The sequence below is a fragment of the Pseudomonas sp. 9Ag genome, from assembly GCF_902506445.1.
GTDB lineage: Bacteria > Pseudomonadota > Gammaproteobacteria > Pseudomonadales > Pseudomonadaceae > Stutzerimonas > Stutzerimonas stutzeri_AB.
The window spans coordinates 2809660-2821616 of sequence record NZ_LR733836.1; the positions used below are offsets into that span (position 1 = coordinate 2809660).

An 11957-nucleotide genomic window follows, 5' to 3' on the forward strand; every position below is an offset into this window, starting at 1 on the left:
AAGGGCTATCAGCGCTGAGCTGTCGCATCAGGTAAAATCCGGGCACTTTTTTGCGGACGGAATCAATTTCCATGACCCACGCCTGGAGCCCCACCAGCTGGAGAACCAAACCTATCCAGCAGCAGCCCGAATACCCGGACGCCGCGCATCTGCAGCGCGTCGAGAGGACGCTGGCGAGTTTGCCGCCGCTGGTGTTCGCTGGCGAGGCACGGGAGCTGCGCCGGCAATTCGCTGAGGTCACCCAAGGCCGCGCGTTTCTGCTGCAGGGTGGTGATTGCGCGGAAAGCTTCGCCGAGTTCTCCGCACCGAAAATCCGCGACACCTTCAAAGTACTGCTGCAGATGGCGATCGTGATGACCTTCGCCGCCGGATGCCCTGTAGTAAAGGTTGGTCGCATGGCCGGCCAGTTCGCCAAACCGCGCTCTTCCGGCGACGAGACTATCGACGGCGTGACCCTCCCGGCGTACCGCGGCGACATCGTCAACGGTATCGGCTTCGATGAGAAAAGCCGCGTGCCGGACCCGGAGCGCCTGCTGCAGGCATACCACCAATCCACGTCCAGCCTGAACCTGCTGCGCGCCTTCGCCCAAGGCGGTTTCGCCGACCTGCACCAAGTGCATCAGTGGAATCTTGATTTCATCGCCAACTCCCAGATGGCGGAGAAGTATCACCGCTTGGGCGCACGAATTGATCAAGCGCTGAGGTTCATGCGCGCCTGTGGAATGGACAATGCGCCCCAGCTGCGCGAAACCAGCTTCTTCACCGCTCATGAGGCATTACTGCTGAACTACGAGCAGGCGTTCGTGCGCCAGGACAGCCTCAGCGGTGGTTGGTACGACTGCTCTGCGCACATGCTCTGGATTGGCGACCGCACGCGGCAGCTGGACGGCGCCCATGTGGAGTTCCTCCGCGGCGTGGGCAACCCCATCGGGGTGAAGGTGGGGCCAAGCATGGCCAGCGAGGATCTGATTCGCCTTATCGATATCCTCAATCCAGAGAATGATCCCGGCCGCCTGAACCTTATCGTGCGGATGGGTGCAGACAAGGTTCAGGAAGGCTTGCCTCGCCTGATTCAGACTGTGCAGCAAGAAGGTCGTCAGGTGCTGTGGAGCTCCGACCCGATGCACGGCAACACCATGAAGGCCTCCAGCGGCTACAAGACCCGGGACTTTGCACGGGTGCTGGCGGAGGTGAGGCAGTTCTTCGACGTGCACCGCGCCGAAGGCAGCTACCCCGGCGGGATTCATATTGAAATGACTGGGCAGAACGTCACCGAGTGCATCGGCGGCTCACGCCCGATTACCGAGGACGGGCTCTCCGACCGCTACCACACCCATTGCGATCCCCGCTTGAACGCCGATCAGTCGCTGGAGATGGCGTTCATGATCGCTGAAACGCTGAAGCAGGTCCGACCTAGCTGATATCACCTGCAATAGCGTGCGCCTGCTCGGTTGGCGAGCCGGGCGCAAACCTCACGTTAAAGGACAGCGCGAGTCGCTGGAGTCAGGTGTACGGGACTGCAGCGAAGCGCTATCCGACCGTTCCCAAGCCCCCACTGCCGTGGTGGGCTGAAGCGGTGCACCGCCCACCCTACAAGCGTTCGCTTGGGACTTATGGCTTGAAGCCCGCGGCTGCCGTTACAAGCTCATCACATCGAGGAAGCGTGGCGTGGCGTCGTTGTCGATGCGCAGGCTGGTGAAATCGAACAGATTACGATCGGCCAGTTGCGAGGGCACCACGTTCTGCAAGGCACGGAACATGATCTCGACGCGGCCCGGCGATTTGCGCTCCCACTCCTGCAGCATCTCCTTGACCACCTGGCGCTGCAGGTTTTCCTGCGAGCCGCATAGGTTGCACGGGATGATCGGGAACTCTTTCATCTGGGAATAGGCTTCGATATCCGCCTCGCTGCAATAGGCCAACGGGCGAATGACCACGTTGCGGCCATCATCGGAAAGTAGCTTGGGCGGCATGGCTTTTAGCGTGCCGCCATAGAACATGTTGAGGAAGAACGTCTCGAGGATGTCGTCACGGTGGTGACCGAGCGCCATCTTGGTCGCACCGATCTCGTCGGCAAAGGTATAGAGCGTGCCGCGACGCAGGCGCGAGCACAGCGAGCAGGTGGTCTTGCCTTCCGGGATCTTCTCCTTGACCACCGAATAGGTGTCTTTCTCGACGATGTGGTACTCAACGCCGATGGACTTCAGGTATTCGGGCAGCACGTGCTCGGGGAAGCCGGGTTGCTTCTGGTCCATGTTGACGGCCACGATCTCGAACTTGATCGGCGCAACCTTTTGCAGGTACAGCAGCACGTCGAGCATGGTGTAGCTGTCCTTGCCGCCGGACAGGCAGACCATCACCTTGTCGCCTTCCTCGATCATGTTGAAATCAGTGACCGCCTCGCCGGCAAGGCGACGCAGACGCTTCTGCAGTTTGTTCTGGTTGACCGAGAGGTTGCCCATTTCAGGAGTCCGGTGAGATGCGAAAGGCGCGCATTTTACGCGCAAAAGGCACCAGTGCCCCACCCCATCCATCCAGCCGTTTGCAACGCTGGCCTTGTGCTAGGCTTTTCGACATGAACGACGATCTCGAACCCGAAATGGACTTGGCCGAGCAGATACTCGTGCTGCTGCGCGAGCAGCCGGAAGGCTGCAGCGAATATGAGTTGATTCAACAGCTCAAGGCCCGCCATAGCACGCATATCCCCAACCTTCCGCTGCTCGACAAGCTCGTGCTGTTCCGTACCCATTTCCTGGTATTCAATGCGCTATATCGCTTGCGCGACCAGCTCTGGGGCGAGACGAGCCATACCGTGCAGATCTCGCCGCTGTGCGTCCAGCTTCAACCCTACGTACCCGGGGTCAGCGGTATTGTTGAAAACGATCCGCTGCGCGATTACTACCTCGACATGACCAACCTTCGCGATACCGATGAGGCTGAAGTGGAGCGCCTGCTGGCGAGCTTCTGGTCGCGCATGCGCGGCGATCATCTGGGTGAGCGCAACGAAAGCTGGGACCCAGATCAGAAGCGCGCTGCTCTGGAGCTGTTCGAACTGGATCAGGACGCTGCGCCTTTGAGCCTGCACACCATCAAACGGCGCTATCGCCAGCTAGTCAGCATTCACCATCCGGACCGGGGCGGTAGTACGACACGCCTGCAGTCAATCAATCTGGCGATGGAAATACTGCAACGCTATTACCGATAGGCTCATAGCTCCCAAATGCTCTAATCCGGCTCAGTGCGCCGTACCGTCCTCTTCCTATACTGCGACTTAAGGTCGCACGCCCGTCCAACTGACGGCACGCCAGGCGAAGCGACCCTCCAAAACCGAGGAGACGCTGGCATGATCAATCACGTTTGGGGACTGTTTGCACACCCTGGCCAGGAATGGCAGGAAATAACCGGAGAAGAACGCGCCGTTGGCCGACTGCACCTTGGAGAAGTGGCGGTACTGGCAGCGATTCCAGCCATCTCGGCGTTCATCGGCACAACGCAGGTTGGCTGGAGCATCGGCGGAGGCGAAGCAGTCAAACTCACTGAAAGCAGTGCACTGCAACTGACCATCCTCTCTTACCTGGCGATGCTGGCGGGGGTCGCGGTCATGGGCGGCTTCATCCATTGGATGTCGCGCACCTACGACGCCAGCCCGACGCTCGTTCAATGCATCGTGTTTGCCGCATACACCGCCACGCCGCTGTTCGTCGGTGGCCTGGCCGCGCTCTACCCGCATATCTGGCTGGGCATGATCGTGGGTACGGCTGCGATCTGCTATACGACCTACCTGCTCTATGTCGGCTTGCCGACCTTCATGAACATCCACGCCGATGAGGGCTTCCTGTTCTCCAGCTCAGTGTTGGCTGTCGGACTGGTCGTCCTGGTCGCGATTCTGGCGCTCTCGGTGATCATGTGGGGCATGGGGGTTGGCCCGATCTACGTACGCTAACATCACCACGAAACGGGCCGACGCGATGGCCTCCGCGTCGGCCCGTTTTTTTGCCTGCGACAGAATGGCGTTGAATCCCTGCCGCGCTCGAGCGTCTAAACCAGCAAGACCCGCTCAAGCGTCAGCATCGGAGGCCTCATGACCCCAGAATTCATCAGCTTGTTCACCCGGCCCGACCGCGCCTGGGAAACCATCCGCCAGAAGGAAGATGCTCACTCGCTGCACTACCTGATGCACCTACTCCTGCTGGCCCTGGTTCCGGCCGTGTGCCTTTTCATCGGCGTCACCATCGTTGGCTGGAGTCTGGTGGATGAGGAGCGCGTTCGGCTCGATACCGCGAGCGCCCTACAGCTCTGTCTGTTGCTGTATCTCGCGATCGTTATCGGAACCGTGATCATGGGCTTCTTCGTACGCTGGATGGCACGTGCGTTTGATGTTCGTCCTAACCTCAACCAGTGCATCGGCTTCATTGCCTATGTCATCACGCCGTTCTTGCTCGCCGGTTTGACCGGGCTGTATCCTAATCGCTGGTTTGCAGCCATCGTGCTGCTTATCGCCGGCATCTATTCGACCTACCTGCTGTTTACCGGACTGCCTGCATTCATGCGTCAACGCAGCTCACAGAGCTTCCTCTATGCCGCTTCAATCTGGGGGGTAGCGTTGCTGACACTAGTAACGGTGATGGTTACTACGATTCTGTACTGGAATCTCTCCCTAGCGCCCACATACGAACGAACTGTGCAGCAGGACCAGGCCTACGGTACTCAGGACGATCTCCCAGAGCGTGTTCCCCCTAAGCTGTGAGTGGTTGTCAGCCAAGCGGAATGCGGCATAATTCAGGGCTTCCTCGGAGGCCCTATGCCCGATCAGCTACACGCTCGAGTCGAAGCCTGTTACCAACAGGCCGAAGCTTTTTTCAACAAGCGCTTCGAGCGGCCACAAGTCAGTTTCAAACTGCGTGGACAGAAAGCCGGCGTTGCGCACCTGAACACCAACTTGCTGCGATTTAACCCTCAGCTGTATCAGGAAAACAGCGAGCACTTTCTCAAGCAAACCGTGGCTCACGAAGTGGCCCACCTGATCGCTCATCAAATGTTCGGCGGCCGGATTCGTCCACATGGCGAAGAGTGGCAATTGATCATGCGCGGCGTGTATGAACTGGCGCCTGATCGCTGCCATAGCTACGCAATCACTCCTCGGCAGACCAGCGCTTATATCTACCGCTGCGCCTGTCCCGAGCGGGACTTTCCATTTACAGCGCAGCGTCATGCCCTGGTACGCAAAGGGCGACGCTACTTCTGCCGCAGCTGCCGCGCCACGCTGGCTTTCAGCGGCGAACTGCGTATCGACTGAGCGAACGGCGCGCTACAGGCGCCTGGCGCGCCAGGCGGCAATCAAAAACAGCGCTGCCAGCACCGCCATCAGCGGCAGCCATCCCGCATGTTCCCAGACGTAGCCCGCCGCATAACCCACCACACTCGAGCCCAGATAATAGGCACACAGGTAGAGCGCCGAGGCCTGCGCCTTGGCGCCCTTGGCATGTACGCCAACATGTCCGCTGGCCACGGCGTGCGCGGCAAAGAAGCCGAGCGTGAACAGCGCCAGCCCGACCACAATCGCGAACAGCCAGGGTGTCGAACACAACCCCACGCCCAGCAGCATCAGCCCAACACCGCCTTGCAGCACCGTTCTCGCACCCAGGCGTGGCACCAGCCGCCCGGCCCAACCGGCACTGAATATTCCGGCCAGGTAAACGGTGAACAGCAGACCGATAACGGTCGACGAAAGCCCGAACGGTGCCCCGGCCAGACGGAAACCAATGTAGTTGAACAAGGCGACGAAGCCGCCCATCAGCAGAAAAGCCTGAAGGAAGAGATTACGCAGGGTCGGATTGCTCAGGTGCTCGGCAAAATTGCTCAGCAACCCGCGCAGCGACAGCGGTTGAGCCTTGAAATGACGAGACGGGGGAAGCAGCCAGACAAAGGCGCCCAGCGCCACCAGACCCAAGCCGGCAATTCCGCCAAGCGCCAGCTGCCACCCGCCGAGATCGCTCAGCAGGCCCGACAGGAGCCTGCCCAAGAGGCCACCCAGTGCAGTTCCGCCGATATACAGCCCCATTGCCGCTGGCAACGATTCGGGATCGAACTCCTCCCCCACATAAGCCATCGCCAATGCCGGTAGCCCGCTGAGTGCGAGACCCAGTAAGGCTCGCAACACAAGCAGCAGCGTCCAGGACTCCACTATGGCGCAAGCAAGCCCAAGCAAGCCCGCCAACAGGAGCGCCACGCCCATGACATGCTTGCGCCCCCAGCTTTCCGCCAAGCCGCCTGAAATCAACAGGCAGAGCGCCAGTGACAGTGTGGTCAATGACAGGGCCAGGCTGCTGGTGGCGGCCGATACTGAAAAATGCAAGGCCAGCAGCGGCAGCAGTGGCTGCACGCAATAGAGCATGGCAAAGGTTGCGAACCCGGCGCAGAACAACGCCAGGGTCGCTCGACGGTAAGCAGCGGTGCCGCGTTTCAGGTGGGAATCAAGCGAGTCACAGGACATGAAAACAATCTCTACGCCCGCGCAACACGGGCCCAAAAAGCTTCACAAGCTAGCACAACCTTACTATCAGCAAGCTGCCTACATACCGTCCCAGAGCCTCGTATCCAGCAAATCGCGATCGAGCGCGACGGACGAAACACCTCCAGCACGAGCCAGTTTATTGCGCCAAATCAATATAAGTGGTTTTAGCTCATATAGCCCTTAGTCAAATAGACAGCTGACTTTGATTAAGCAGGGAACGCTTACTAGACTCCCACTACGCCACTCGGATTAAAGGTGAACGTAGTGCCGCACCATACCGATCCCGCACCTGTGGGAAAGCCGGAAGAAACACGGCTATTTGTCTTTCTGCTGGTCTTTCTATTTCCGCTTTTAAGCGTCCTGACCGTATCCGGCTATGGCTTCATCGTCTGGATAAGCCAGCTGTTTTTTGGCCCGCCCGGCCCGCCGAGCTGATTGCCTCAGCCCTGAACTCCTCCCTCCAATGTTTGCTTGCTCGTTTCCGGGCAGGCGGAGCTTCATAACAAAAATGACCAACGCCTTGCATATCGCGAGCCTGCTCGTGCACTGCCGCCCCGAGCTGATGGATGCAGTGAAACAGAACCTGATGCTATTGCCTGGCACAGAGCTGCATCAGGAAAGCGCCGCCGGAAAAGTGGTGGTGGTCCTCGAGGCGGAGCATGAAAGCCGCATTCTCGACACGATCAGCCACATTCAACAATTACCCGGCGTCCTCAACGCTGCCCTGATTTACCACGAACTCCTCAGCCCCGAAGGAGAGCCTGAATGAGCCTCACACGACGTCAATTCGCCAAAGCCAACGCCGCGGCCATCGCCGCCAGCGTTGCAGGCATGCCTATCGCTACCAGCGCCAGCAATCTCGTTACTGATCCGCAAGCGACGGCACTCAAGTGGCACAAGGCGCCGTGCCGGTTCTGCGGCACCGGCTGCGGCGTGATGGTCGCCACCAGCGGCGACCGCGTCGTCGCCACGCATGGCGATGTGAAGGCCGAGGTCAACCGCGGCATCAACTGCGTCAAAGGCTATTTCCTGTCGAAGATCATGTACGGCGCCGACCGCCTCACTGAGCCGTTGTTGCGGATGAAGGACGGCAAGTACGACAAGCAAGGCGAATTCCAGCCAGTGAGCTGGGAACAAGCGTTCGACATCATGGAAGAGAAGTACAAGGCTGCGCTGCGGGACCACGGTCCCACCGCCGTCGGTATGTTCGGTTCCGGTCAGTGGACCGTTTGGGAAGGCTATGCGGCCAGCAAGCTGATGAAGGCCGGTTTCCGTTCCAACAACCTCGACCCGAACGCGCGGCACTGCATGGCCTCCGCGGCCGTCGGCTTCATGCGCACCTTCGGCATGGACGAGCCCATGGGCTGCTATGACGATATCGAAGCTGCCGACGCGTTCGTGCTCTGGGGCTCGAACATGGCCGAAATGCACCCGGTTCTCTGGACCCGGGTGACCGACCGACGCCTGAGCGCGCCGCATGTGAAAGTCGCCGTGATGTCGACCTTCGAGCACCGCAGCTTCGATCTTGCGGATATTCCGATGGTGTTCACGCCGCAGACCGACCTAGTGATCCTCAACTACATCGCCAACCACATCATCGAGAGTGGCGCAGTCAATCAGGACTTCATCAAGAACCACACCAAATTCGCCAAAGGCAATACCAACATCGGTTATGGCCTGCGCGCAACCGATGCGCGGGAGATGAAGGCCGAGAACGCTGCCGCCGCAGGCGGTTGGACCGACATCAGCTTTGAAGACTACGCCGAGTTCCTCAAGCCCTACACGCTGGAGCGTGCGGCTCGCGAATCGGGTGTTCCGGCAGAACGGCTGAAGATGCTCGCCGAACTCTATGCCGATCCGAAAACGAAAGTGATGTCGTTCTGGACCATGGGTTTCAACCAGCACACCCGCGGGGTCTGGGCGAACAACATGATCTACAACATCCATCTGCTGACAGGGAAAATCAGCGAGCCCGGCAACAGCCCCTTCTCGCTGACCGGACAGCCGTCAGCCTGCGGTACGGCACGTGAAGTCGGCACCTTTTCGCACCGTTTGCCTGCGGACATGGTTGTTACCAATCCCAAGCATCGGGCTGTTACCGAAAAGATTTGGAAACTGCCCGAAGGCACCATCCCGGAAAAGCCCGGTTTCCATGCCGTGCAGCAAAGCCGCGAGCTGAAGGATGGCAACCTCAAGGTCTACTGGACCCAGGCCACCAACAACATGCAGGCCGGGCCGAACATCATGCAGGAGGTGCTGCCGGGCTGGCGGAACCCGGAAACCTTCGTGATCGTTTCCGATGTTTACCCCACCGTATCTGCCCAGGCAGCAGACCTGATCCTGCCCGCCGCGATGTGGGTAGAAAAGGAAGGCGCCTACGGCAACGCCGAGCGTCGCACGCACCTGTGGCATCAACTGGTCAGCCCGCCTGGCAAAGCGCGCTCCGACCTCTGGCAATTGATGGAGTTTTCCAAGCGTTTCACCACTGAGGAAGTGTGGCCGGCGGCGCTGCTGGCCAAGACACCGGACCTCAAGGGCAAAACGCTGTTCGAGGTGCTGTTCAAGAACGGTCAGGTCGACAATTTCCCGGTGTCGGACATCCAGGAAGGCTATCGAAATCAAGAGTCGGAGGACTACGGTTTCTACGTGCAGAAAGGCCTGTTCGAGGAATATGCCCAGTTCGGCCGTGGCCACGGTCATGATCTCGCCGACTTCGACCGCTATCACCAGGAGCGCGGCTTGCGCTGGCCCGTCGTAGACGGCAAGGAAACCCTCTGGCGCTATCGTGAAGGCCATGACCCCTACGTCGAGAAAGGCTCAGGCGTCCAGTTCTACGGCTACCCGGACAAGAAAGCGATCATCTTCGCACTACCGTATGAAGCACCTGCAGAGATGCCGGACGAAGAGTATCCGTTCTGGCTCAGCACCGGCCGCGTCCTGGAGCACTGGCACACCGGCAGCATGACCCAGCGTGTCGATGAGCTACACCAGGCAGTACCCGATGCCCTGGTGTACATGCACCCCGACGATGCGCGTGACCTCAAGGCCCGCCGCGGCAGTGTGGTCAAGGTCATCAGTCGTCGCGGTGAAATGCAGGCCCGCATCGAAACCCGTGGTCGCAACAAGCCACCGAAGGGGCTGATCTTCGTGCCCTTCTTCGATGCCAACAAACTGATCAACAAGGTCACCCTCGACGCTACCGACCCGATCTCCAAGCAAACCGACTTCAAGAAGTGTGCCGTGAAGATCGAAGTGGTCAGCATCGCCTGAGGAGAGTCACCATGAAATACCGTTTACTGCCTTTGATGCTCCTCGCGGTGTTTGGCCTGGCCGTCGCAGCCGGGCCCGACTACCCACTGGATGCGCCTGCCCCGGACGGCCGCCGGCCGGGCGGCACCATCACCCAGGAGTTCACCCCGCCGCCGCTCAAGGATGAGGAAAACAAGGACCTCAAGCGCGAGCGCAACTATCCGGAGCAGCCGCCGACCATTCCGCACACCATTCGCGGTTATCAGGTCGACAAAAACAGCAACAAGTGCCTGTCCTGCCACAGCCGCGCCAACAGCGCGCGCACCCAGGCGCCGATGATCAGCATCACGCACTTTACTGATCGCGATAGCCAGACGCTGGGCGCCGTCGCCCCTCGTCGCTACTTTTGCACTCAGTGCCATGTGGTGCAGCACGATGTGAAACCGTTGGTGCAGAACAACTTCGAGAACATCGACGAGCTGCTCTATCACGAAAACAAACAGAACGAACAGTGAGGACGCCTGGATGAAGTCGATACTGTCGTTTCTCAAACGTTACTGGACCGTCCTGCGCCGACCGAGCGTGCACTACAGCCTGGGTGTCCTGACGCTCGGGGGTTTTCTAGCTGGCATCATCTTCTGGGGCGGTTTCAATACCGCACTGGAGGCAACCAACACCGAGGCCTTCTGCATTTCCTGTCACGAGATGGAAGACAACGTGTACATGGAGATCAAGGACACCATCCACTACACCAACCGTTCCGGCGTGCGTGCGACCTGCCCGGATTGCCATGTGCCGCACGAATGGACGGACAAGATCGCGCGCAAGATGCAGGCCTCCAAGGAGGTGTGGGGCAAGATCTTCGGCACCATCAACACACGCGAAAAATTCCTCGGCATGCGCCGGGAAATGGCCGAGCGTGAATGGCGTCGCCTGAAAGCCAATGACTCGCTGGAGTGCCGCAACTGTCACAACTACGAGTTCATGGATTTCACCCGCCAGAGCAAACGCGCCGCTGAGTTCCACTCCACAGCGCTAGGCAAAGGCGAAGCGACCTGTATCGACTGCCACAAGGGCATCGCCCACCGCCTGCCGGATATGCATGGCGTGCCTGGCTGGTAACCCACAGAGCCGGCGCTGATCTACATCGACAGCGCCGGATCGCCATTGATGAACCTGAGCCCAGAAACGGGCTCGGGCCTTCCAACCAGTTGGTTCCTCCCTCTCTCAAGCCACTGAACAACCCTGTTGCAGCTATGTCGAACTCCAGCTATCTATCGGATCGTCTCGACATCAACGACAACAAGGAGTCCACCATGCGATATCACCTGTTCGGTGCAGCCCTGATGGCTTTCAGCGCCTTCGCTCACGCTGAAATTCAGACTCAGGAAATCCCCTACACCGCCGCCGACGGCACCAAGATGGTCGGCTACTACGCCTATGACGACGCAGTCGAAGGCCAGCGCCCGGGCGTCGTGGTGGTCCATGAGTGGTGGGGCCTTAACGACTACGCCAAGAGCCGCGCCCGTGACCTGGCCGGGCTTGGTTACAGCGCTCTGGCGATCGACATGTACGGCGAGGGCAAGAACACCGAGCATCCAAAGGACGCGATGAGCTTCATGAAAGCCGCACTGGCCGATGCCGATGCCGCCAAAGCCCGCTTCAACGCCGGCCTGGATCTGCTCAAACAGCAACAACAGACCGACAGCGCCAAACTCGCCGCCGTTGGCTACTGCTTCGGCGGCAAGGTCGTGCTGGACATGGCCCGCCAGGGCGTCCCGCTCGAAGGTGTAGTCAGTTTCCATGGCGCGCTGGCTACCGAAACCCGCGCAGCGCCGGGCAGCGTCAAGGCGCGTGTACTGGTCGAGCACGGCAGCGCTGACAGCATGGTCAGTGCCGAAGACGTCGCTGCCCTGAGCGCGGAAATGGTCAAGGCCGGCGCCGACTATCAGTTCGTCAATCTGCCCGGCGCCAAGCACGGCTTCACCAATCCAGGCGCTGACAAGTTTCAGGAAAAAGGCGTCGACGTGGCCTACAACAAAGCTGCAGCCGAACGCTCGTGGAACGACATGCAGCGGTTTCTCGACGAAACATTCGATAGCAGCCGACCATGACTTAACAGGGATCGCACCGGCACTCGTTGCGAATGGCTTGGATGTTGGAATAGCTGAACGCTCTGCTTCAGCGTTCTGGT

At 59.7% G+C, this 11957-nt stretch carries 13 protein-coding genes; 11 read left to right on the forward strand and 2 right to left on the reverse strand.

The window, feature by feature from the left end; all coding sequences use genetic code 11:
- Nucleotides 1-71: 71 nt before the first annotated feature.
- On the forward strand, nt 72-1421 hold the full coding sequence (locus ALTERO38_RS12540) for a class II 3-deoxy-7-phosphoheptulonate synthase (protein WP_159968605.1): 1350 nt from the start codon (nt 72-74) through the stop codon (nt 1419-1421).
- A 216-nt stretch (nt 1422-1637) separates the two neighbouring features.
- Here ALTERO38_RS12540 and ttcA read toward each other — a convergent pair whose 3' ends face one another.
- Complete coding sequence (ttcA, locus tag ALTERO38_RS12545; RefSeq protein ID WP_102834678.1) at nt 1638-2462, reverse strand: tRNA 2-thiocytidine(32) synthetase TtcA; 825 nt, start codon at nt 2460-2462, stop codon at nt 1638-1640.
- A 113-nt stretch (nt 2463-2575) separates the two neighbouring features.
- Between ttcA and ALTERO38_RS12550 the strand changes: the two genes are divergently transcribed.
- The 4 genes from ALTERO38_RS12550 (at nt 2576) to ALTERO38_RS12565 (ending at nt 5296) form a co-directional block, all read left to right on the forward strand.
- Complete coding sequence (locus tag ALTERO38_RS12550) at nt 2576-3205, forward strand: DNA-J related domain-containing protein (protein WP_159968606.1); 630 nt, start codon at nt 2576-2578, stop codon at nt 3203-3205.
- A 138-nt stretch (nt 3206-3343) separates the two neighbouring features.
- On the forward strand, nt 3344-3943 hold the full coding sequence (locus tag ALTERO38_RS12555; RefSeq protein ID WP_102834680.1) for a Yip1 family protein: 600 nt from the start codon (nt 3344-3346) through the stop codon (nt 3941-3943).
- A gap of 138 nt (nt 3944-4081) precedes the next feature.
- Nucleotides 4082-4747, forward strand: coding sequence for a Yip1 family protein (locus ALTERO38_RS12560; protein WP_102834681.1), 666 nt, complete (start codon nt 4082-4084; stop codon nt 4745-4747).
- Nucleotides 4748-4801: 54 nt separating this feature from the next.
- Nucleotides 4802-5296, forward strand: coding sequence for a SprT family zinc-dependent metalloprotease (locus tag ALTERO38_RS12565; protein WP_159968607.1), 495 nt, complete (start codon nt 4802-4804; stop codon nt 5294-5296).
- A 12-nt stretch (nt 5297-5308) separates the two neighbouring features.
- On the opposite strand, the gene ALTERO38_RS12570 is transcribed toward ALTERO38_RS12565, so the two are convergent.
- Nucleotides 5309-6493: an MFS transporter gene (locus ALTERO38_RS12570; RefSeq protein ID WP_159968608.1), complete on the reverse strand. Its 1185-nt coding sequence runs from the start codon at nt 6491-6493 to the stop codon at nt 5309-5311.
- 285 nt (nt 6494-6778) lie between these two features.
- Here ALTERO38_RS12570 and ALTERO38_RS12575 point away from each other — a divergent pair, with 285 nt between their 5' ends.
- From ALTERO38_RS12575 to ALTERO38_RS12600, 6 genes are all read left to right on the forward strand, one after another.
- Nucleotides 6779-6949: a nitrate reductase gene (locus ALTERO38_RS12575; RefSeq protein WP_081262905.1), complete on the forward strand. Its 171-nt coding sequence runs from the start codon at nt 6779-6781 to the stop codon at nt 6947-6949.
- Between the two features lie 73 nt (nt 6950-7022).
- On the forward strand, nt 7023-7283 hold the full coding sequence (locus ALTERO38_RS12580; protein WP_102834684.1) for a chaperone NapD: 261 nt from the start codon (nt 7023-7025) through the stop codon (nt 7281-7283).
- Nucleotides 7280-9784, forward strand: coding sequence for a nitrate reductase catalytic subunit NapA (napA, locus tag ALTERO38_RS12585; RefSeq protein ID WP_159968609.1), 2505 nt, complete (start codon nt 7280-7282; stop codon nt 9782-9784). Before ALTERO38_RS12580 ends, napA begins: the two co-directional genes overlap by 4 nt.
- Before the next feature lie 11 nt (nt 9785-9795).
- On the forward strand, nt 9796-10278 hold the full coding sequence (locus ALTERO38_RS12590) for a nitrate reductase cytochrome c-type subunit (protein WP_102834686.1): 483 nt from the start codon (nt 9796-9798) through the stop codon (nt 10276-10278).
- 10 nt (nt 10279-10288) lie between these two features.
- Complete coding sequence (locus ALTERO38_RS12595; RefSeq protein ID WP_019341552.1) at nt 10289-10885, forward strand: cytochrome c3 family protein; 597 nt, start codon at nt 10289-10291, stop codon at nt 10883-10885.
- Between the two features lie 194 nt (nt 10886-11079).
- A complete protein-coding gene (locus tag ALTERO38_RS12600) occupies nt 11080-11877 on the forward strand; it encodes a dienelactone hydrolase family protein (RefSeq protein ID WP_159968610.1) in 798 nt (265 codons plus the stop codon).
- The last annotated feature ends 80 nt before the right edge of the window (nt 11878-11957 follow it).

What these genes read in the sequence shown, in the direction of transcription:
- ALTERO38_RS12540 (WP_159968605.1), top strand. Translation starts at nt 72, where the DNA reads ATGACCCACGCCTGGAGCCCCACCAGCTGGAGAACCAAACCTATCCAG.
- ALTERO38_RS12590 (WP_102834686.1), top strand. Translation starts at nt 9,796, where the DNA reads ATGAAATACCGTTTACTGCCTTTGATGCTCCTCGCGGTGTTTGGCCTG.
- ALTERO38_RS12565 (WP_159968607.1), top strand. Translation starts at nt 4,802, where the DNA reads ATGCCCGATCAGCTACACGCTCGAGTCGAAGCCTGTTACCAACAGGCC.
- ALTERO38_RS12595 (WP_019341552.1), top strand. Translation starts at nt 10,289, where the DNA reads ATGAAGTCGATACTGTCGTTTCTCAAACGTTACTGGACCGTCCTGCGC.
- ttcA (WP_102834678.1), bottom strand. Translation starts at nt 2,462, where the DNA reads ATGGGCAACCTCTCGGTCAACCAGAACAAACTGCAGAAGCGTCTGCGT.
- ALTERO38_RS12550 (WP_159968606.1), top strand. Translation starts at nt 2,576, where the DNA reads ATGAACGACGATCTCGAACCCGAAATGGACTTGGCCGAGCAGATACTC.
- ALTERO38_RS12580 (WP_102834684.1), top strand. Translation starts at nt 7,023, where the DNA reads ATGACCAACGCCTTGCATATCGCGAGCCTGCTCGTGCACTGCCGCCCC.
- ALTERO38_RS12560 (WP_102834681.1), top strand. Translation starts at nt 4,082, where the DNA reads ATGACCCCAGAATTCATCAGCTTGTTCACCCGGCCCGACCGCGCCTGG.
- ALTERO38_RS12570 (WP_159968608.1), bottom strand. Translation starts at nt 6,493, where the DNA reads ATGTCCTGTGACTCGCTTGATTCCCACCTGAAACGCGGCACCGCTGCT.
- napA (WP_159968609.1), top strand. Translation starts at nt 7,280, where the DNA reads ATGAGCCTCACACGACGTCAATTCGCCAAAGCCAACGCCGCGGCCATC.
- ALTERO38_RS12600 (WP_159968610.1), top strand. Translation starts at nt 11,080, where the DNA reads ATGCGATATCACCTGTTCGGTGCAGCCCTGATGGCTTTCAGCGCCTTC.
- ALTERO38_RS12555 (WP_102834680.1), top strand. Translation starts at nt 3,344, where the DNA reads ATGATCAATCACGTTTGGGGACTGTTTGCACACCCTGGCCAGGAATGG.